The organism is Streptomyces sp. NPDC000348, from assembly GCF_042898795.1.
Lineage (GTDB): Bacteria > Actinomycetota > Actinomycetes > Streptomycetales > Streptomycetaceae > Streptomyces.
Genome location: NZ_JBIAZD010000005.1, coordinates 382908 through 402082 on the forward strand (window position 1 = coordinate 382908; position 19175 = coordinate 402082).

Sequence of the window (19175 nt, forward strand, 5' to 3'; positions counted from 1 at the left end):
ACATGACACTGGAGAACGTGCGCACTGCCAGAGCGACGGCCGTCGCCGTCACCGCCGTGATAGGGGCCGGCGCCGCCGCGGTGGCCGCCGGCCGGTTCGCCAGCGACGCCGCGCTCAGGATCCCCCCGGGCGGGCCCCTGCCCACCGAACCCGGACTCACCGTCCACGCCACCGCCGCCGGCCAGGTCGCCCTCACCAGGGATTTCGCCACCCTGCGGCCCGGACGCCACGGCCTGACCGGTGACGACTTCCACGCGGTCGTCGGACCCGTGCTGCCCGGCACCCCGGACTCCGCCGACACCGTGGTACGCCGCCTCGAACGCGTCACGTACGGCACCCTGGAGCCCGGCGACCGCGCCCGGCTCACCCCGAACCTGTACGTCGGCGACCCGGGCAGCGCCCTCGGCCTGGACCACACCGACCTCATCATCCCCGGCGAACTCGGCCCCCTGCCCGCCTGGTTCGTGCCGGGTGCCCGGGACACCTGGGTGGTCGCCGTCCACGGCCTCGGCACCACCCGGGAACACACCATGAACCTCATGGAGTTCCTGCACCGCCACCGCTTCCCGGTGCTCGCCCCCGCCCACCGGGGCGACCCCGGCGCGCCGCGCTCCCCGGACGGCCTCAACCACCTCGGCGAGACCGAGTGGCGCGATCTCGACGCGGCGCTCCACCACGCCGTGGACTCCGGCGCACGGCAGGTCGTCCTGTACGGCTGGTCCACCGGAGCGACCATGGCACTGCGCGCCGCCGCCCGCTCCGAGGTGCGCGCACGCGTCGCCGGCCTCGTCCTCGACTCCCCGGTGCTCAGCTGGGAGGCGACCCTGCGCGCCCTCGCCGCGGCCCGGCACACCCCGGGCGCCCTGCTGCCGCTCGCGGTCCGCGCCGCCCAGGGACGCACGGGCCTGTACGGCGACCGCCGGCCCGGCGCCACCCACCTGGACCGGATCGCGGTCCCCACGCAGATCTTCCACGGTCCCGACGACACGGTGGCGCCCTGGCGGTTCTCCCGCCGCCTCGCCGCCGACCACCCGAACACCATCACCCTGCACACCGTCAGGGGCGCCCCGCACGGCGCGATGTGGAACGCCGACCCACAGGCCTACGAAGAGGCGCTGCGGCGCTTCCTCACCCCCCTGATGTGACCGCGCGGAGAGAGCACCGGACAGCCGGTGCCGAGTATTCCGTTTATGGCCGTACCAGTGGCCTGAATCCCTCCCTCCGACCGCATCCGGGGCCGAGACGCGAGCCGTCCCGGCGGCCTCGTCGGCATTCCGTTTGGGTTTTCGGACCGTCAACCGGAAGACTGCACCCGTGACGTCCCGTATCCCGCGCGACTCCAGGCTTCGACTCGTCCGCCCGCGACCCCTGGCCGCCGCCCCCAGAGCGATGAACCAGCGGCGCTCGCGCCGCCCCGCGCCACGCCCCCCGGAGGGCACTCCGGCACCGGCGGAGCTGGCCAGAATGGCGCGCTCCGGTCTGGCCGCCGCGGCCCGCGTCGCCCGCTGGGCCGACGCCGCCCTCGGCCCCGGCGGGGACAGCGCCACCGCCGACGGCAAGGCCACCCTCTCCGACGCGACCGCCGAACGGGCGGCCCGCGCCCTGGGCCTGACCCCCGCTCAGGTCCGCGCCGACTGGGACACCGCCCGCCTGGCCGGCCTCATCGAGGTGCACGGCGACAGCGCCCGCCCGGGCTGGCGGCTGCGCGCCTGGGACCGCGACGACAGCGCCGTGCTGCGCGGCTGGGTCGCCCTGTGCGACGCCTGGTCGCTCGCCCACCCGGAACCCGAGGAGTACGAGGCCGCCGCCGTCGCCGAGGTCGTCACGGCCATGCCACAGGTCCTCTCCTTCCTCCAGCTCTCCGCCGGCCCGGTCCCCGTGCCCCAGCTCCTCGACCTCCTCCAGCAGCGGGTCACCGAACTCCGCACGGAACGCTGCGAGGTCGACTACGTCCCGCAGCCCGACCCGGCCCGTCCCGCCGCCCCGCGGGCCGAGACGTCCGGAACCGCCGGGGCCCGGCCCGGGGCCGGGCCCCGGCGCGGGGCGGAGCCCGGACCCGGGGTGCCGCTCCAGCGGACCCGGCCCGCGCCCGCCGCGCCCGCCGCCGACGACGCCCCGCTCGAGCCGCTGCTCGACTGGGCGCTGCGTGCCCTCGCCTCCGTCGGGGCCCTCACCTACGGCGACGGGCAGGCCACGCTCACCCCGCTCGGCAGCTGGGCGGTGTGGGTCAAGCTGGAGCAGATCTGCGTCGCCGCGCAGAGCCCCGCCGGGAACATCGAGCAGGGCGCGGAGGACATGCTGCGCGGCTGCGCCCAGCTGCGCCCCAACGCGGCCCGCGCCGAATACCGCGCCTGGCTCGCCGCCCGGCCGGTCGGCAGCGCCGTCACGGAGCTGATCGACGCCGCCCGCGGCGAGGACGCCCTGCTGCGCGGCCTCGCCTTCGAGGCGCTGCGCGTGGTCGGCGCCCCCGCCGAGCCCGAGGTCCGCGCCGTGCTCGACGAGCCGACGCTGCGGCCGTACGCCCTGCTGTGGCTCGCCGAGCACGACGGCGCCGACCCCGAGGACGCCCACGAGGTCCTCACCCGCGAGGAGGCCACCTGGCTGTGGGTGGACACCGCGGCCGCCGTGGCCGACCACGGCGAGGCCCCGCTGCTCGTCCGCCACCTGGAGTCCGCGGTCCAGCCGACCGTCCCCGCGCTGCTCACCGAGGTGCGCGCCGTCGGCCACCCGCGCACCGTCCAGGTCCTGGTCGCCCTGGCCGCCGCCCATCCCGACCCGGCCCTGGCCAAGGCGGTCCGCCGAGCCGCCTTCCAGGTGCACACGGGCAGCTGACCGGGCTCCGGTCCCCGAGGGCGCGGGCCGTGGAGCCGCGGGGGCCGCGGCCCCGGTCCACCGCCCGCCGGTGGTGCGCGTCGGCGTCGTCCACGACGACGTGCGCCCCGGCCGGGCCCGCGCCCCTCACCGCCGCGTCGAACACCCCGCCGGGCCCCTTCGCGTCCGGCGCCGCCCCGCGCCGGCCCGGTGTGCGCCACCGTGCCGTCCCCGCCCCCGTGCGCCGACGCCTCCGTGGGGCCGAGAGCCTCCGTGATCCGCCCGGTCCGGCACCGGCCACCGGCGCCGCCGGGCTCGCCCGCACTCAGGAAAAGCGGTTGCACGGCCCCGTTAGAATGGCTCGCATGGCCATTCTCCTCGCGCATTAGACGGCGGGAACGTCCTCAGCCGCCCACCGCCACCCCACACCTGCCCAGGAGTCTGTCCGTGATCTCCGCCTCCGGCATCGAGCTGCGCGCCGGTGCCCGCGTCCTCATCGAAAGCGCCACCTTCCGCGTCGCCAAGGGCGACCGCATCGGTCTCGTCGGCCGCAACGGCGCCGGCAAGACCACCCTCACCAAGGTCCTCGCCGGCCAGGGCATCCCCGCCGGCGGCACCGTCACCCGCTCCGGCGAGGTCGGCTACCTGCCCCAGGACCCCCGCACCGGCGACCTCGACGTCCTCGCCCGCGACCGCATCCTCTCCGCCCGCGGCCTCGACACACTGATCCGCAAGATGCGCGAGAACGAGCAGCGCATCGCCAATGGCCAGGGCGCCACCCGGGAGAAGGCGCTCAAGCAGTACGAGCGCCAGGAGACCGAGTTCCTCACCAAGGGCGGATACGCCGCCGAGGCCGAGGCCGCCACCATCGCCGCCGCGCTGAACCTGCCCGACCGCGTGCTGGGCCAGCCCCTGCACACCCTCTCCGGCGGTCAGCGCCGTCGCGTCGAACTCGCCAGGATCCTGTTCTCCGACGCGGACACCCTGCTGCTGGACGAGCCGACCAACCACCTCGACGCCGACTCGATCGTCTGGCTGCGCGACTACCTCAAGACCTACCGCGGCGGCTTCATCGTGATCTCCCACGACGTCGACCTGGTCGAGACGGTCGTCAACAAGGTGTTCTACCTGGACGCCAACCGCGCCACCATCGACGTCTACAACATGGGCTGGAAGCTCTACCAGCAGCAGCGCGAGGCCGACGAGAAGCGCCGCCGGCGCGAGCGGCAGAACGCCGAGAAGAAGGCCGCCGCGCTCAACGCACAGGCCGACAAGATGCGCGCCAAGGCCACCAAGACGGTCGCCGCGCAGAACATGGCCCGCCGCGCGGAGAAGCTGCTGTCCGGCCTGGAGGAGGTCCGCCAGTCCGACAAGGTCGCCAAGCTGCGCTTCCCCGAGCCCTCGCCCTGCGGCAAGACCCCGCTGATGGCCGAGGGCCTGTCGAAGTCGTACGGCTCCCTGGAGATCTTCACCGACGTCGACCTGGCCATCGACAAGGGCTCCCGGGTCGTCATCCTCGGCCTCAACGGCGCCGGCAAGACCACCCTGTTGCGGCTCCTGGGCGGTGTCGAACAGCCGGACACCGGCGCCGTCGTGCCCGGCCACGGCCTCAAACTCGGCTACTACGCCCAGGAGCACGAGACCCTCGACCCCGACCGCACGGTCCTGGAGAACATGCGCTCCGCCGCGCCCGACATGGACCTCGTCGAGGTCCGCAAGGTGCTCGGCTCGTTCCTGTTCTCCGGCGACGACGTCGACAAGCCGGCCGGTGTGCTCTCCGGCGGTGAGAAGACCCGTCTCGCGCTCGCGACCCTCGTGGTCTCCTCGGCCAACGTGCTGCTCCTCGACGAGCCGACCAACAACCTCGACCCGGCCAGCCGCGAGGAGATCCTCGGCGCGCTGCGCACGTACAAGGGCGCGGTCGTCCTCGTCACGCACGACGAGGGCGCCGTCGAGGCGCTCCAGCCGGAGCGGATCATCCTGCTGCCGGACGGCGTCGAGGACCTGTGGGGCGCCGACTACGCGGACCTGGTCGCCCTCGCCTGAGAGACGCCGCGCCGGGGCCGACCGGAGGCGTGATCCACTGCGTATGGATCATTCGGCCCATCGGTGATCCGTCATTCGTGTGAGATCTCCTCATCCCGTGGTGTGTCCTACACGCATTTCGCGGCCGAGCTCCCGGTGAACCGGGGCTCGGCCGTTACGCCTTTCTGACCTGGCGCTTCGCGGAAGAACCCGTACGGAGGTACTGCGGGCCCGTCGCGGAATCTCTCATTCCGTATGTGGGGATGCGCTCCCGTCGTCACAACCTTGTCTCACCGACCTTGCCGAATGGGTGGCCATGAGGGCCGGGAGGGGTGATCATGAGGGGACCAGAGCGCACTTCCCATGAGGAGGCACGGGTGGCCGAGACTCTGAAGAAGGGCAGCCGGGTGACCGGCGCCGCGCGCGACAAGCTCGCGGCAGACCTGAAGAAGAAGTACGACGCCGGTGCGAGCATCCGGGCGTTGGCCGAGGAGACCGGCCGCTCGTATGGCTTCGTGCACCGCATGCTCAGCGAATCGGGTGTCACGCTGCGAGGGCGTGGCGGGGCGACACGGGGTAAAAAAGCCCCTTCGGCCTGACTCCGGGAGCCCCGCTTTCCCGATGGTGGCCACCCGGTCGGGCGACTGACCGGCCGGGTGGTTACTGTGCAGTCACTTGGATGACCGCACCCATCGGAGGCGCCCCATGGCTTCGTCCGCCCAGGACCTCGGTCCCGTACTCGACAAGGACGGCGTACGGCTCACCGTCGACGACGCGATCGCCACGGTGACGCTGACCAACCCGGCCAAGCGCAACGCGCAGAGCCCCGCTCTGTGGCGGGCGCTGACCGAGGCGGGCCGGCTGCTGCCCGGCTCCGTCCGGGTCGTGGTACTGCGCGGGGAGGGCAAGTCCTTCTCCGCCGGGCTCGACCGGCAGATGTTCACGCCCGAGGGGATCGAGGGCGAGCCGTCGTTCCTCGACCTCGCGCGCCGCGACGACGCCGCGCTGGACGCGACCATCGCCGAGTACCAGGAGGCGTTCACCTGGTGGCGGCGCAGCGACATCGTGTCCGTCGCGGCCGTCCAGGGACACGCCATCGGGGCCGGGTTCCAGCTGGCCCTCGCCTGTGACCTGCGCGTCGTCGCGGACGACGTGCAGTTCGCCATGCGCGAGACCAGCCTCGGTCTCGTCCCCGACCTGACCGGTACGCATCCGCTGGTCGGCCTGGTCGGATACGCCCGCGCGCTGGAGATCTGCGCGACCGGGCGCTTCGTCACGGCCGAGGAGTCCGTGAACACCGGCCTGGCCAACCTCGCCGTGCCCGCGGCCGACCTGGACGCGGCGGTCCAGGACCTCGCCGCGGCCCTGCTGGCCGCCCCCCGGGACGCCGTCATCGAGACCAAGTCCCTGCTCCGCGGCGCCCAGGACCGCACCTACGACGAACAGCGCACCGCCGAACGGGCATCCCAGTCCCGCCGCCTGCGCGACCTGGCCGGCCTCGGCGAATAACCCCCGCCGTCCGCTCCCGCGGGCGGCCGCCGGTCTCCATGAACCGCGGGCGGTCGTGCCCCTCCCGGTGCCTCAGGGGCCTGGGAGGCACCCCGCGAACGCCGGGCTGCGCCGCCTCCCCGCCCCGGTGGACCACCCGGCCGTGGCCCCGGGCGCGGCCCGGCGGGAAGAACCCCTCACCGGCCGGGGTGGCCCCGTCAGTCGACCGCGGTGATCAGCACGGCCACCGTGGGCCCGTCCCGCAGAGCGGACGCCACCGCCGAGCGGACCCTTTGGGCCACGTCCAGAGGAGGGGCGTCCGCCACCACCGCGAGGTCCACGCGCGCGTGGCGCCGCGGCAGCGCGGCCTCACCCGGCTGCTCGGTCAGATGAACCGACCGCCCCAGCACCCCCGTCAGCCGACTCACCCCCGCCACCCCGCGCGCCGCCGCCGCGACACGAGCCACCTCGGAGTCGCCCGCGTCCGACGACTCGGGCGCCGCCTCCCGCCCCGGCGCCGGCTCCGCGGCCGGCGCCGGCTCCGCATCCAACAGCTCCGTCGCCCGCAGGTCCACCTCCGTGACGGACAGCCCGATCCACTCCACCGCCGCTTCCGCCAGCACCGCCCGCAGACGTGACGCCGTCACCGGCACCGGCCGCACCGCCGTGGCCGCGAACTCGGCGGTCAGCCGCAACGGCCCCGGCGGCAGCGCGCTCGGCGGAGGCGGTACGACCGGCTCGTCCGTCGCCGCCCCCGGATCGGTGAGCCCGATCCGCACCCCGTCCAGGCGTACGCCCGGCGCGTCCCGTACCACCGCGCGCCGCAGCGCCGCCTCCGCCGCCCGTTCCACGATCCACGCGCCGTCGCGCGGTCCTCCCAGGGCCAGGATCCTGCCCAGCCCCACCTGCTCCCGCACTGCCCGAGTCCACCGGTCCGCCGTCATTCCTCCAGCCTGACGCATTTCCGGCGCGATACGGAGCAAACGCGCATACGGTGGTCGCAGGAGGACGATCGAAGGGATACATGGAGATGACCGACATGACCGAAGGTGACTCGGTACGGGCCTCCGACCCGCAGAAGAACCTCGTGGAGACCGGCTCCCGCAAGGGCCAGGGAACCCGGCGCGGCGGCGGTGACCCCGCGTCCCGCGGCCGTACCACCATCGCCGACGGGGTGGTGGAGAAGATCGCGGGGCTGGCCGCGCGGGACGTGTTCGGCGTGCACGCCATGGGCAGCGGCCTGTCACGGACCTTCGGCGCCGTGCGCGACCGGGTGCCCGGCGGCTCGAAGTCGGTGACGCGCGGCGTGAAGGCCGAGGTCGGCGAGGTGCAGACCGCGCTCGACCTGGAGATCGTCATCGACTACGGCGTGGCCATCGCCGACGTCGCCAGGGACGTGCGGGAGAACGTCATCGCGGCGGTCGAGCGGATGACCGGCCTGGAGGTCGTCGAGGTCAACATCGCGGTGAGCGACGTGAAGCTGCCCGAGGAGGAGGAAGAGGAGCCGGAGACCCGCCTTCAGTGAGGTCAGGTGAGCGGAGGAGCGCACCATGAACATGGCCGTGGTCGGCATGATCGCCGGCATGGCGTTGGGCTTCGCCGGATACTTCGGCGGGTTCGGAGCATTTCTGCTGGTGGCGGCCCTGGGCGCCGTCGGCTTCGTCGTCGGGCGGTTCCTCGAGGGGGACCTGGAACTCGGCGACTTCTTCCGCGCCCGTGACGAACGACGGCGGTGACGGCGGTGAGCACGGTCGCCGAGCCCGGCCGGGGGCCGTCCGCCGTCGCGCCGGGTGAGCGCGGGGCGACCAGGATCGCCGACCGGGTGGTCGCGAAGATCGCCTCGCAGGCGGCCCGGGAGGCGGTCGGCCCCCTGCCGCCGGGCGCCGCCCCCGCGAACGCCACGGTGGTCGTGCGCCATGAGGCCGCCCGGGTCCGGGTGCACGTCGAACTCGACTATCCGGGCGACATCGGCGGCCGGTGCGCGCAGGTACGGCGCCAGGTGGTCCACCGGGTGCGCGCCCTGGCGGGGATGCACGTGCCGGAGGTCGTCGTCCTGGTCGAACGGCTGCACCTGAGGGACGCGCTGGAAGCGGCCCGGGGGAGGACGCGATGAGTCACCGTGAGGACGCGGTCCTGGGGGAGGACCCGCCGGCCGCGGAGGTGCCCGGCGGCTCCGGCGGGCACCGGCGCTTCTGGTCGGCCCGCCGGGTCCCCGCGGGCCTGGTCGCGCTGCTGATCCTGGTGGTCGCGGGCGCGTTCCTGTACGACGTCGTCGCCGTGCGGGCCCACCGCTCCGCGCTGGGCTGGCGCCGGGAACTGGCCCGGCAGCTCGCCGAACGCCCCCTGGACGACATCTGGGTGCTGACCGGCGCCGGTGTCGCCACCGCCCTCGGACTCTGGCTGGTGCTGCTCGCCCTGACACCCGGCCTGCGGACCCTGCTCCCGATGCGCCCCACGGATCCCGACGTCCGCGCGGGACTGCACCGGGACGCCGCCGCCACGGTGCTGCGGGACCGGGCCCTGGAGGTGGCCGGCGTACGGTCGGTGCGGGTCAAGGTGAAACGCGCCCGCGCGGACGTCCGCGCGGTGTCGCACTTCCGTGAACCGGACGACGTACGGGCCGACTTGACCGCGGTGCTCGACGGCGCCGTGAAAGGGCTGGGCCTGGCCCGGCCGCCCTCGCTGTCGCTGCGCGTACGACGGCCCGGCCGGAAGGAGCGGTAGAAGTGCTCAAGGGCGTCAACCGGGCGCTGCTCGGGATCGTGGGGCTGGTACTGGTCGCCCTCGGCGGGTCCGTGCTGGCGATCGGACTGGGGGCGCCGGCGCCCTCCTGGTGGCTGCACGACGGCCGGCACGACGTGCTGCTGGACGAGGCCGAGCGGACCCGGTGGCGGGACGACGGCTGGTGGTGGCCGGTCGTCATCGCCGTTCTCGCCGTCCTGGTCCTGCTCTCCCTGTGGTGGCTGATCGCGGTGCTGCGCCGGCGGCGACTGACCGAGGTCCTGCTCGACACCGGCGACGACGAGGGCGCGTCACTGCGCGGGAGGGCCCTGGAACAAGCCATCGCCGAGGACGCGGGTCACCTGGACGGCGTAGCCCGGGCCCACGTCCTCCTCACCGGCGGCCGAAGCGCCCCGAGGGCCCGCGTGCTCCTGCGCCTGCACTCCCACACCGACCCCGGAACCGTCCTGGAGTCCCTGACGAGGGGCCCCCTCACCCACGCCCGGAACGCCACGGGCCGCACCGCCCTCCCCACGGAGGCCCGCCTGCACACCACCAAACACCGCCCCGAACGAGTGACCTAACCCCCACCCGTCACCTCCGCCGTCCCCGCGGGCAGTCGTGCGCCGCCGTCCCCGCGGGCAGTCGTGCCGCTGGGGCGATGGGGGAGGGTGGGCGCTGGGGGTACCCCCTCTGGGGGAGGCACCCCGCAAACGCCGGGTTGCGTGACCACCCCCCGCCCCGCCCCAGCACAGCGCACCCACCAGCCCCGGCCTCAGAACCCGTGCCGGAAACCCCCGTCCACCGGCAACATCACACCGGACAGATAAGAAGCCGCCGGCGACAGCAGGAACGCCGCCGTACGGCCGAATTCCCCCGGCGTCCCGTACCGCCGCAACGGAATCCGAGACTCCGCCGCCCGCCGCGTAGCCTCCGGATCCGCCGACAACGAGTCCAGCTCCCGCACCCGGTCCGTGTCGATACGCCCCGGCAGCAGCCCCACCACCCGGATCCCCCGCGGCCCCAACTCGTCCGCCAGCGACTTCGCGAACCCGGCCAGCCCCGGCCGCAGCCCGTTGGAAATGGTCAGCCCCGGGATCGGCTCGTGCACCGACCCCGACAGCACGAACCCGATGACACCCCCCTCACCCAGCTCCGCCGCGGCCGCCCGCGCCATCCGCACCGCGCCCAGGAACACCGATTCGAACGCCGCCTGCCACTGCTCGTCGGTGGTGTCGGCGACGAACCCCGGCGGCGGCCCGCCCACGCTGACGAGGACGCCGTCGAAGCGCCCGAACCGCTCCCGCGCGGTGGCGATCAGCCGTGCGGGCGCCTCGGGATCGGCGTTGTCGACGGCCACCCCGACCGCGTCCGGCCCCAGCGCGGCCGCCGCCCGAACGGCGGACTCCTCCTCCCGCCCCGTGACGACCACCTTCGCGCCGTCGGCGACGAGCTCCCGCGCGGAGGCGTTGCCCAGGCCGCGGGTCGCCCCGGTGACGACGTACACCCGGTCCTTCAGTCCAAGATCCATGGCCCTATCCTGCCCCCTCGTCCCCGAACAGGGCGAGGGCGGTGTTCACCAGGCCGATGTGGCTGAACGCCTGCGGGAAGTTGCCCAGCAGCCGCCCGCCCACCGGGTCGTACTCCTCCGCCAGCAGACCCACGTCGTTGGCGAGCCCCAGCAGCCGTTCGAACAGCTCGCGCGCCTCCTTCGTCCTGCCGGTCATGTGCAGGGCGTCCGCGAGCCAGAACGAGCAGACCAGGAACGTACCCTCCTGGCCGGGCAGCCCGTCGACGGCCGTGGCGTCCGGCGTGTACCGGTGCACGAACCCGTTCCGCCCCAGCTCCGCGTGGACCGCGTCGATGGTGCCCAGCACCCGGGGATCGTCGGGCGGCAGGAAACCCACCCGGGGGATCAGCAGCAGCGCGGCGTCGAGCTCGCGGGAACCGTACGACTGCGTGAACGTGTTCCGCGCGGGGTCGTACCCCTTCTCGCACACCTCCCGGTGCACCTCGTCGCGCAGTACGCGCCAGCCGTCCAGGTCCCCGTCGAAGTCCGGGTGTTCCTCCAGCGTGCGCACCGCGCGGTCGGCGGCCACCCACACCATCACCTTGGAGTGCACGAAGTGGCGCCGGCCGCCGCGCACCTCCCACAGCCCCTCGTCCGGCTGCCGCCACGCCGTGCGCAGGAAGTCCATCAGCACCGACTGCAGCGCCCACACGTCCGGCTGCGGGGACAGCCCCGAACTCCGCGCCAGCGCCAGGGAGTCCATGACCTCGCCGTACACGTCCAGCTGGAGCTGGTTCACGGCGCCGTTGCCGATCCGTACGGGCGTGGCGCCGTCGAAACCGGGCAGCCACGGCAGTTCGGACTCCGGCAGCCGCCGCTCGCCCGCGAGTCCGTACATGATCTGCAGGTCCGCCGGGTCGCCCGCGACCGCGCGGAGCAGCCAGTTGCGCCAGGCCTCCGCCTCCTCCTGGTATCCGGCGGCCAGCAGCGCGTTCAGGGTCAGGGTGGAGTCGCGCAGCCAGCAGAAGCGGTAGTCCCAGTTGCGCACCCCGCCCGGCTCCTCCGGCAGCGAGGTGGTGGGCGCGGCGACGATGCCGCCGGTGGGGCGGTAGGTGAGCGCCTTGAGGGTGATCAGCGACCGGACGACCGCGTCCCGGTGCGGGCCGTCGTAACGGCACCGGGACGCCCAGGCACGCCAGTCGGTGACGCTGTGCCGCAGCGAGGAGTACGGGTCGACCAGCGGGGGCCGCGGCTCGTGGGAGGGGTGCCAGGTGAGCACGAACGCGACCCGCTCGCCCTCCCGCACCGTGAACTCGGAGACGGTGCACCGGTCCTCGCCCCAGGTGTCCACCTCCGGGACGCTGCGCAGCCACGCCGAGTCCGGCCCGGCCACCGCCACCCGGTGGCCGTCCTCCTTGCGCACCCACGGCACGACCGAGCCGTAGTCGAAGCGCAGCCGCAGCGTGCTGCGCACGGTCACCTCACCCCGTACGCCCTGCACGATCCGCACCAGGTCCGGCGCGCGGTGGCGCTGCGGCATCAGGTCGGTGACCAGCACCGCCCCCTCGGGGGTCTCCCACTCGGTGTCCAGGACCAGGGTGTCCTCGCGGTAGGAGCGGCGGGTGCACCGGTCCGCACCGGCCGGGGCGATGCGCCAGTGCCCGTTGTCCTCGTCCCCGAGCAGCCGTGCGAAGCAGGCCGCCGAGTCGAAGCGGGGCAGGCAGAGCCAGTCGACCGAGCCGTCCGCGCCCACCAGGGCAGCGGTCTGTTCGTCGCCGATGAGCGCGTAGTCCTCGATACGGTGCACGGGGTGCGGGTTCCCGGCCATCGGGGGCGGCAATCAGGGGCGGGGCCGGGGGAATGACGGACCGTCGGCCACGCGTCACCGTCCCCGGTGTGCCGTGCCTCCCGGGGAGAGCCGCGCGCACGGCCCGTCCGGATGGCGCCGGGCCGGCGGGGCGCCCGCCGCGCCACTCGCGCACGGACCGCCCCGAACCGGGAGAGGAGCGCAGGTCACAGTACCGACCGGTCGTTCCCGGCGCGGCGCGTGTCCCCGGCGGGGGCTTCCTGCACCGCCGCCGGTTCCGTCTCCTCGGCGTCGTCCGTGCCCCCGGCCGCCGTGCCGGCCCGCTCCCGGGCCTCGCGGCGGGCCAGCACGAACCAGCCGACCGGCACGGCCGCCGCGAACAGCCACCACTGGACGGCGTACGCGTAGTTCAGCGCCGCGTTCTCCTTGCCGGGGTCCCCGAGCAGCTCCGGGGTGCCGTCCTTCGGCTCGGGCGCCGTCTGCGCCACGTAGCCGCCGAGCACCCGGGCACCGAGGCGCTCCGCCTCCCGCTCGCTGTTGATCAGCATGATCTGCCGGTCCGGCAGGCCCTCGAGGTCCTTGATGCCGCTCGCCTCGGTCGTCTCGTCGGGCATCAGCCGGCCCTTGATCGTGGTCTCGCCGCGCGGTGGTGCGGGAACCTCGGGGAACGCGGTCCGGCCCGCCTCCGCGGGGATCCAGCCCCGGTTCACGAGCAGGACCTCGCCGTCGTCGAGGACGAAGGGGGTGAGGACGTGGAAGCCGACCCGGTCGTCGGCGTTGGTGCGGCGGCGGACGACGACCTCGTCATCGGTGTCGAAGTGCCCCTTGGCGGTCACGGTGCGGTACCGCTCGGCGCGCGTCACGGCGTCCCCGGGCGCGGCCAGCCGCTCGACCGGCACCGGATCGGCCGCCAGCGCCTCGGCGACCAGCCGGTTCCGGGCGGCGCGCTCGTCGTGGCGGTCCATCTGCCAGAAGCCCAGCCAGATCATCGTGGGAATGAGGACCAGGGCGACCAGCGTGATGATCACCCACTGGCGGGACAACAGAAAGCGGTACACCCCACGACCGTACAACTCGGTCGCGGGGTGCTTTGAGGCGGGTACGTCCATTCAGACCCGGTCGACGATCCCCGCCCTTCCCTCCGCGCGGGCGCAGTGGGCGCCGCAGTACCAGTGACCGTCGGCCTCGACTCCCTGGCCGATGATCTGCACCCGGCAGTGCTCGCAGATCGGGGCCATGCGGTGGATCGCACAGGAGAAGCAGTCAAAAACGTGCACCGCGCCCTGCGCGTGCACCTCGAAGGTCATTCCGTAGCTGTTGCCGCAGACTTCGCATGTCGCCATGGGGCACAGGGTGGGCCGTCGGCCCGGCGCGGGCGAGCGGGCGGCGGGCGAGTCGCCCGTCAATCACCCGTCCGTACGGTCGGGCCCGGTGCTCCGGTCAGTCCTCCGACGCCGGTTCGACGTTTCCGAGGAGCTGGCCGAAAGCGGCCTCGTCGACGACCGGGGTGCCGTACTGCCGGGCCTTGACCACCTTGGACGTGCCCGAGTCCGGATCGTTGGTGACGAGGAGGCTGGTGAGCCGGGACAGGCTGCCGGCGACGTGCAGCCCGGCCTCGGTCGCGCGGTCCTCCAGCAGGTCCCGCTCGGTCGAGGTGTCCCCGGAGAACGCCACCCGCATGCCCTGCTTGAGCCGCTTGCCCGGTTCGTACCGACCCGGGTTGGGGTACGGGCACGCGGGCCGCTTGCGGGACGGGCGCCAACTGGCCGGCCGGTGGCCGCCGTGCCCCGCCTGCCGTCCGGTACGGGGCCCGTCCGTCCACTCGGTCAGCGGCCGGCACTCGTGCAGCGGCAGCCGTACGCCGCCCGCCGCCGCGGCCCGCAGACTGGGCCGGAACGCCTCCGCCAGCACGCGCGCGTCGTCCAGCGCGTGGTGCGCCCGCCGCTGGACGACACCGAAGTGCGCGGCGAGCGACTCCAGCTTGTGGTTGGGCAGCGGGAGCCTCAGCTCCTTGGAGAGGGCGATGGTGCACAGCCGCTGTTTCACCGGGGCCTCGCTCCGCGCGCGGGCGTACTCCCGGGCGATCATCTGCCAGTCGAAGACCGCGTTGTGCGCGACCAGCACCCGGCCCTCCAGCCGGGCCGCGAACTCCGCGGCGACGTCCTGGAAGAGGGGCGCCCCCTCGAGCACGTCGCTCGTCAGGCCGTGTATCCACACCGGGCCCGGGTCCCGCTCCGGATTGACCACCGTGTACCAGTGGTCCTCGACCTCGCCGCGGGCGTCCAGCCGGTAGACGGCCGCGGAGATGATGCGGTCGTCCCGGGCCAGCCCCGTGGTCTCCACGTCGACGACCGCGTATCCCTGCGGATACGCGGCCGGCCACACGAGGGGGGAGGACGCTGCGGTCGTGAGGTCGTCGAGCATGGTTCACGAGGATACGGGCCGGGACCGACAGCGCCGACCGCCAGGCCCTCCCGCACGGCCCGCGCACGCGGGTGCCGGGAACACCCGTACGGGGCGCGGCAGCCCGTTCACCAGCGGATCGGTACCGGAAGCGCCGTCAGCAGCCCCGACACCGCGACCACCACGCCGAGCGCGTACACCTCCGCCCGCGCGGGGGAGCAGGCGGTCAGCGGGTCCTTCGCGCGGGCCAGCCGGATCCGGGCCCACAGGGCGAGGGCGGCCACCCCGGCCATCAGGATCACCTTGGCGAGCAGGACACGCCCGTACGCCGTGTCCGTCAACTGCTCCAGGACCGTCTCCGGCGGCATCCGGCGCAGCGAACTGCACACGCCCGTCGCGGTGACGGCGACGAGCAGGACGACCGCCACGCGCGCGTAGCGCCCCAGCAGCACGGCGCCCGCCTCCGCCCGCCCCCACAGCCGCAGGGTGCGCAGCGCGTACAGCAGCCCGCCCGCCCAGAGCGACGCGCAGACCAGGTGCACCAGGGTCAGCCCGGAGCCGACGAGCGGGCCGTGCTCGGCCGTCGGATGCGCGCGCAGCGCCTCCGCGGCCATCACCGCGGCCAGCGGCCACACCTGGGTGCCGGGACGGCCGGACGCCGCGCACAGGGCCGCCGCCAGGAAGGCGTTGACCTCCAGGAGGGCGAGTTTGCCGTCCCTGGAGCCGTAGAGACCGCCGACGTCGACGTCGGCGAGGCCGCCGGGCACCAGGTTTCCGGTGGCCACGACGGAGGCGAGTCCGAGGGCGGCCACGAAGCCGACGGAGTTCGCCGCGGTGGACCAGCCGCGTGGCACGGCGGGAGGAGCGCCGGGCACGGAACGCGCCAGCCGCCGCACGAGCAACTCGCCGACGGGTACGGACAGCGCGGCGAACAGCACCGTCCGCAACAGGGCTATGCCACCGGTGCCGGGCGCGTCGGCCTCCCCCGTGCCGTGCAACGCGGGCGCCGGCCCGAACAGCGGTATCACCGCCCCGAGCCCCACCAGCACGAGCACGACGCCGGCCCGCCCCCGCCGGCCCCTGTGCACCTCGTCCGCCCCGACCACGGTCCTCATCGAACTCACCCCAGGATCTTCACAAGGTCCCACAGAATCGGGCAAGTCCGTGACCCGGCCGCGACCGGCCGTGCCACCGGGCGGCGCCCTCCCCAACTGCGTGCAGTCGTGCCGCTCGGCGATGCCCCCCCAGCTGCGGGCAGAGTCGTGCCCCCCCAGTGCCTCAAGGGCCTGGGAGGTACCCCCGGAGCGGCACGGGTGGGCGGCGGGGCCCCCGCCCATGGGGGAGAAGTCGAGAGTGGGGGAGGCACCCTGCCGACGCCGGCAAGTGACACCCCCGCACGGCCCCTCAGACCCACCGCGCCGGATCGTCTCCCCAACGACCGGGCGGACGCGCCCAGTCATGCGGCCCACCGTCGAACACCACGGGCGACAAGGCGTACCGCAACCTCCCCAGCGCACTCTCCCGCTCCGCGAGCCACCGCCCGACGGGCAACACGTCACCGGGAGACCCGGGAGACCCGGGAGACCCGGCGGGCCCGGCCGCCGCACCTTCCAGCAACCACCCCGCGGTCCGCGCCAGCGCCACCCGCACCACCCTGCTCCCCCCGGCCTCCACCTGCTCACCGAGCGCCCGCAGCACCCCCGCCGCCAGCAGGTACCCCGTGCCGTGGTCGAGCGCCTGCGCCGGCAGTGCCCCCGGCCGCCCCGCCGGGGAACCCTCGACCGCCGCGATCCCCGTGGCCACCTGCACCAGACTGTCGAAGCCGCGCCGGCCGCCCCACGGTCCGTACGCGCCCCACGCCGACAACTGCGCCACCACCACCCCCGGCCGCCGCTCGGCCAGCGCACCGGGCGTCAGCCCGAAGCGGTCCAGGGCGCCCGGACGGTACCCCGTCACCACCACGTCCGCCGTCGCGAGCAGTTCCTCGAACACGTCCCGGCCGGCCGAGAGGTCCAGCAGCGCCGACCGCTTCCCGAAACCCGTGTCGGTGTGCTGGTCGGCGAGTTCGGGCAGCCCCGGCGCGTCCACGCGCAGCACGTCCGCGCCGAGCAGGGCGAGCGTGCGGGTGGCGACGGGCCCCGCGATCACCCGTGTGAGGTCCAGCACCCGCAGCCCCGCCGCGGGCAGCAGCGGATCCCGGCCCACCGCGGTGAGCACCCGCGCGGGGGCCGAATCCAGCCGCTCGCACTCCACGAGGGGCCGCTTCCCCGCCTCCACGCCCTGTGCGTGCGCCGCCCACTCCCCGGGCGTCCGCAGGGCGACGGCGAGACCCCCGGCCGCGTACACCGTCTCCTCGACCTCGCTCGCGGAGCGCTCCGCGAGCGCCGCCGCCACCGCCTCCGGGTCCTCCGGCACGTCCAGCGCGGCCAGCAGCCGGGCCCGGTGGTGCGGGTAGTTGGCGTGCGTGCGCACCCACCCGTCGGCCGTGCGCCAGAACCGCGACAGCGGTGCGAAGGTCTCCGCGGCCCGCCCGCCGACCAGCAGGTGCCGCTCGCTGGCGAACGCCGTGGCCACCGCCCCGTCGTCCACCCGCACCGCCGGCACCCCGCCGCCCGTCCGCCGCGCCCCCAGCTCGGCGGCGGCCAGCGCGCACGCGCCCACACAGGCGCGCGCCGACTCCCGTACCGGCAGGCGGGCGGGGAGCGCACCGGGCCGTTCGACGGCCGACACGCGGGCGAGGAGGGCGGGGTCGCCGCCCAGGGCGGACCAGACGGAGGCGAGATCGGTCATGCCCGCACTATGCCGCGAAAGGGGCCGGACGCGATCGCCCGGCCCCCGCCGCTCACACCTCCCGCGCTGCTACCGCGTCACCGCGTCCAGCGCGTCGGCCGTGCCCCAGCCGTAGAAGCCGTTGCGGTTCTTCGGGCCCTCGCACACCGCGTCGACCTTGCCGTCGCCGTCGATGTCGTACGGGTCCGTGCACGCGGTGGCGTCGGCCTCCGCGTACAGCAGGGCCTTCACCAGGGCCGGCGAGGCGTGCGGGTGCGTCGACTTGATCAGCGCGGCGACGCCCGCGACGTGCGGGGACGCCATCGACGTACCCGCCATGTAGCCCCACGACCCGCCGGGCAGCGTGCCCAGGATCAGACCGCTGGTGGCGGGCGGCTCGGGCGTCTGGTACCTCGTCGAGTCACCGCCGGGCGCGGCGATGTCGACGACGCCCCGGCCGTAGTTGGAGAACGACGACTTCAGGCCCTTGGCGCCGGTCGCCGCCACCGTCACCACACCCGGCAGCTGGGTCGGGATGTCGTAGCACTCGGACGGGTCGATCACCCGGTCCGACGGGGTGGAGTCGTTCGGGGAGACCGGGTCGGTGATCTCGTCGGCCGCGAGGTCGTAGTTCTCGTTGCCGGCCGCGGCCACGTTCACCGCGCCCTTGCGCTCCGCGTACCGCGACGCCCGGGTGACGGCCTCGACGAGCGCCTTCTGGTCCGGGTCGTCCGTGCAGTTGAAGTACCAGGGGTCGGTGTAATAGCTGTTGTTGGTGACGTCGACCCCGTGCTCGGCCGCCCACACGAAGCCGCACACCACGGCCTCGGTGTAGAAGAAGCCGTCCGGGTTGGACACCTTGATGCCCGACACCTTCACGCCCGGCGCGACACCGGTCATGCCGACGCCGTTCTTCGCGGCGGCGATCTCACCGGCGACGTGCGTGCCGTGCGGGCTCTCCTGCGCGCCCGGCCGCCAGGCGCCGTCGGTGGTGTCCGGCTTGCCCGACACGCAGTTGACCGACGCGTCCCGGTCGAAGTTGGGCGCGATGTCCGGGTGGGTGTCGTCCACACCGGTGTCGATGACGGCGACGGTCACCGCGGAGCTGCCCAGCGACTTCTCGTGGGCCTTGTCCGCCTTGATGGCGGGCAGGTCCCACTGCAGGGCCTGGAGCGGGTCCTGTCCCTCGGCCGCGGCCGACTCGGCCCGGGCGATCTCGGAGGCGCCGAGCACCTTCGGGGTGCCCATGTCCGTGGTGGCCGCCGACGGCAGCGGCGCGGTGCGGGTGGCGCCGGCCGACTGCACCCCGCGCACCGTGCGGATGGTCCGCGCGAAATCGGCGTTCGACGAGTGGACGACGATGACGCCGATCTTGTCGTAGGACGTCACGATCGTCCCACCGGCCTTGCCGATCGCCTTCTTCACGTGCGCCGACGTGGCGTGTCCGCCCTTGACGTTGACCACGTAGCTGAGCGGGGTCGCGTCGGCGGAGGCCGCGGCCCGCGGCGCGTCGGCCGGGGCGGCCGTGGCCGCGGTGTTCGGCAGGAAGGCGAGTGCCGTCGCCATGGCCATCCCGGCCGGGACGACGAGCGCGCGGCGGTGACGCGGGTGAGACGCGGTCATGGAGTCTCCAGTTCGTTC

19 protein-coding genes are annotated in these 19175 nt (G+C 74.4%); 10 read left to right on the forward strand and 9 right to left on the reverse strand.

Going from position 1 to position 19175, the window contains the following annotated elements; genetic code table 11:
* Window positions 1-17: 17 nt before the first annotated feature.
* The 5 genes from ACFY3N_RS13540 (at window position 18) to ACFY3N_RS13560 (ending at window position 6345) form a co-directional block, all read left to right on the forward strand.
* On the forward strand, window positions 18-1145 hold the full coding sequence (locus ACFY3N_RS13540) for an alpha/beta hydrolase (protein ID WP_390816805.1): 1128 nt from the start codon (window positions 18-20) through the stop codon (window positions 1143-1145).
* Window positions 1146-1389: 244 nt separating this feature from the next.
* On the forward strand, window positions 1390-2832 hold the full coding sequence (locus ACFY3N_RS13545; protein WP_390816871.1) for a hypothetical protein: 1443 nt from the start codon (window positions 1390-1392) through the stop codon (window positions 2830-2832).
* A gap of 426 nt (window positions 2833-3258) precedes the next feature.
* A complete protein-coding gene (locus ACFY3N_RS13550; protein ID WP_390816806.1) occupies window positions 3259-4857 on the forward strand; it encodes an ABC-F family ATP-binding cassette domain-containing protein in 1599 nt (532 codons plus the stop codon).
* Window positions 4858-5213: 356 nt separating this feature from the next.
* Window positions 5214-5435 (forward strand): helix-turn-helix domain-containing protein, encoded by a 222-nt coding sequence (locus ACFY3N_RS13555; RefSeq protein WP_029385158.1) that lies wholly within the window; start codon window positions 5214-5216, stop codon window positions 5433-5435.
* Window positions 5436-5541: 106 nt separating this feature from the next.
* On the forward strand, window positions 5542-6345 hold the full coding sequence (locus ACFY3N_RS13560; protein WP_390816807.1) for an enoyl-CoA hydratase/isomerase family protein: 804 nt from the start codon (window positions 5542-5544) through the stop codon (window positions 6343-6345).
* Window positions 6346-6542: 197 nt separating this feature from the next.
* Here the strand turns inward: ACFY3N_RS13560 and ACFY3N_RS13565 are convergent, their stop codons facing one another.
* The gene (locus ACFY3N_RS13565) at window positions 6543-7268 is read right to left on the reverse strand and encodes a nucleopolyhedrovirus P10 family protein (RefSeq protein WP_390816808.1); all 726 of its coding nucleotides are present in this window, start codon (window positions 7266-7268) and stop codon (window positions 6543-6545) included.
* Between the two features lie 86 nt (window positions 7269-7354).
* Here ACFY3N_RS13565 and ACFY3N_RS13570 point away from each other — a divergent pair, with 86 nt between their 5' ends.
* From ACFY3N_RS13570 to amaP, 5 genes are read left to right on the forward strand one after another with little or no spacing between them, the layout of a single operon-like run.
* Window positions 7355-7849, forward strand: a complete 495-nt coding sequence (locus tag ACFY3N_RS13570; protein ID WP_390816809.1) for an Asp23/Gls24 family envelope stress response protein — start codon at window positions 7355-7357, stop codon at window positions 7847-7849.
* A gap of 25 nt (window positions 7850-7874) precedes the next feature.
* Window positions 7875-8060, forward strand: coding sequence for a hypothetical protein (locus ACFY3N_RS13575; RefSeq protein WP_390816810.1), 186 nt, complete (start codon window positions 7875-7877; stop codon window positions 8058-8060).
* On the forward strand, window positions 8057-8437 hold the full coding sequence (locus tag ACFY3N_RS13580; protein ID WP_390816811.1) for a hypothetical protein: 381 nt from the start codon (window positions 8057-8059) through the stop codon (window positions 8435-8437). Before ACFY3N_RS13575 ends, ACFY3N_RS13580 begins: the two co-directional genes overlap by 4 nt.
* A complete protein-coding gene (locus tag ACFY3N_RS13585) occupies window positions 8434-9048 on the forward strand; it encodes a DUF6286 domain-containing protein (RefSeq protein WP_390816812.1) in 615 nt (204 codons plus the stop codon). Before ACFY3N_RS13580 ends, ACFY3N_RS13585 begins: the two co-directional genes overlap by 4 nt.
* 2 nt (window positions 9049-9050) lie before the next feature.
* Complete coding sequence (gene amaP, locus ACFY3N_RS13590; RefSeq protein ID WP_390816813.1) at window positions 9051-9629, forward strand: alkaline shock response membrane anchor protein AmaP; 579 nt, start codon at window positions 9051-9053, stop codon at window positions 9627-9629.
* A 191-nt stretch (window positions 9630-9820) separates the two neighbouring features.
* Here the strand turns inward: amaP and ACFY3N_RS13595 are convergent, their stop codons facing one another.
* From ACFY3N_RS13595 to ACFY3N_RS13630, 8 genes are all read right to left on the reverse strand, one after another.
* Window positions 9821-10576 carry an SDR family oxidoreductase gene (locus ACFY3N_RS13595; protein WP_390816814.1) on the reverse strand — a complete coding sequence of 252 codons (756 nt, stop codon included), beginning with the start codon at window positions 10574-10576 and terminating at the stop codon, window positions 9821-9823.
* A gap of 4 nt (window positions 10577-10580) precedes the next feature.
* The gene (locus ACFY3N_RS13600; RefSeq protein ID WP_390816815.1) at window positions 10581-12383 is read right to left on the reverse strand and encodes a glycoside hydrolase family 15 protein; all 1803 of its coding nucleotides are present in this window, start codon (window positions 12381-12383) and stop codon (window positions 10581-10583) included.
* Between the two features lie 185 nt (window positions 12384-12568).
* Window positions 12569-13420, reverse strand: a complete 852-nt coding sequence (locus tag ACFY3N_RS13605; RefSeq protein ID WP_390816816.1) for an SURF1 family protein — start codon at window positions 13418-13420, stop codon at window positions 12569-12571.
* A gap of 51 nt (window positions 13421-13471) precedes the next feature.
* Window positions 13472-13705, reverse strand: a complete 234-nt coding sequence (locus ACFY3N_RS13610; protein ID WP_145825068.1) for a hypothetical protein — start codon at window positions 13703-13705, stop codon at window positions 13472-13474.
* A 97-nt stretch (window positions 13706-13802) separates the two neighbouring features.
* On the reverse strand, window positions 13803-14786 hold the full coding sequence (locus tag ACFY3N_RS13615; protein WP_390816817.1) for a DEDDh family exonuclease: 984 nt from the start codon (window positions 14784-14786) through the stop codon (window positions 13803-13805).
* A 107-nt stretch (window positions 14787-14893) separates the two neighbouring features.
* Complete coding sequence (locus ACFY3N_RS13620) at window positions 14894-15880, reverse strand: CopD family protein (RefSeq protein WP_390816818.1); 987 nt, start codon at window positions 15878-15880, stop codon at window positions 14894-14896.
* Window positions 15881-16169: 289 nt separating this feature from the next.
* Window positions 16170-17555: a CoA transferase gene (locus tag ACFY3N_RS13625; protein WP_390816819.1), complete on the reverse strand. Its 1386-nt coding sequence runs from the start codon at window positions 17553-17555 to the stop codon at window positions 16170-16172.
* A gap of 69 nt (window positions 17556-17624) precedes the next feature.
* The gene (locus tag ACFY3N_RS13630; RefSeq protein WP_390816820.1) at window positions 17625-19157 is read right to left on the reverse strand and encodes a S8 family serine peptidase; all 1533 of its coding nucleotides are present in this window, start codon (window positions 19155-19157) and stop codon (window positions 17625-17627) included.
* Between the last annotated feature and the right edge of the window lie 18 nt (window positions 19158-19175).

What these genes read in the sequence shown, in the direction of transcription:
- ACFY3N_RS13545 (WP_390816871.1), top strand. Translation starts at nt 1,390, where the DNA reads ATGAACCAGCGGCGCTCGCGCCGCCCCGCGCCACGCCCCCCGGAGGGC.
- ACFY3N_RS13560 (WP_390816807.1), top strand. Translation starts at nt 5,542, where the DNA reads ATGGCTTCGTCCGCCCAGGACCTCGGTCCCGTACTCGACAAGGACGGC.
- ACFY3N_RS13565 (WP_390816808.1), bottom strand. Translation starts at nt 7,268, where the DNA reads ATGACGGCGGACCGGTGGACTCGGGCAGTGCGGGAGCAGGTGGGGCTG.
- ACFY3N_RS13570 (WP_390816809.1), top strand. Translation starts at nt 7,355, where the DNA reads ATGACCGACATGACCGAAGGTGACTCGGTACGGGCCTCCGACCCGCAG.
- ACFY3N_RS13575 (WP_390816810.1), top strand. Translation starts at nt 7,875, where the DNA reads ATGAACATGGCCGTGGTCGGCATGATCGCCGGCATGGCGTTGGGCTTC.
- ACFY3N_RS13585 (WP_390816812.1), top strand. Translation starts at nt 8,434, where the DNA reads ATGAGTCACCGTGAGGACGCGGTCCTGGGGGAGGACCCGCCGGCCGCG.
- ACFY3N_RS13595 (WP_390816814.1), bottom strand. Translation starts at nt 10,576, where the DNA reads ATGGATCTTGGACTGAAGGACCGGGTGTACGTCGTCACCGGGGCGACC.
- ACFY3N_RS13600 (WP_390816815.1), bottom strand. Translation starts at nt 12,383, where the DNA reads ATGGCCGGGAACCCGCACCCCGTGCACCGTATCGAGGACTACGCGCTC.
- ACFY3N_RS13610 (WP_145825068.1), bottom strand. Translation starts at nt 13,705, where the DNA reads ATGGCGACATGCGAAGTCTGCGGCAACAGCTACGGAATGACCTTCGAG.
- ACFY3N_RS13615 (WP_390816817.1), bottom strand. Translation starts at nt 14,786, where the DNA reads ATGCTCGACGACCTCACGACCGCAGCGTCCTCCCCCCTCGTGTGGCCG.
- ACFY3N_RS13620 (WP_390816818.1), bottom strand. Translation starts at nt 15,880, where the DNA reads ATGAGGACCGTGGTCGGGGCGGACGAGGTGCACAGGGGCCGGCGGGGG.
- ACFY3N_RS13625 (WP_390816819.1), bottom strand. Translation starts at nt 17,555, where the DNA reads ATGACCGATCTCGCCTCCGTCTGGTCCGCCCTGGGCGGCGACCCCGCC.
- ACFY3N_RS13630 (WP_390816820.1), bottom strand. Translation starts at nt 19,157, where the DNA reads ATGACCGCGTCTCACCCGCGTCACCGCCGCGCGCTCGTCGTCCCGGCC.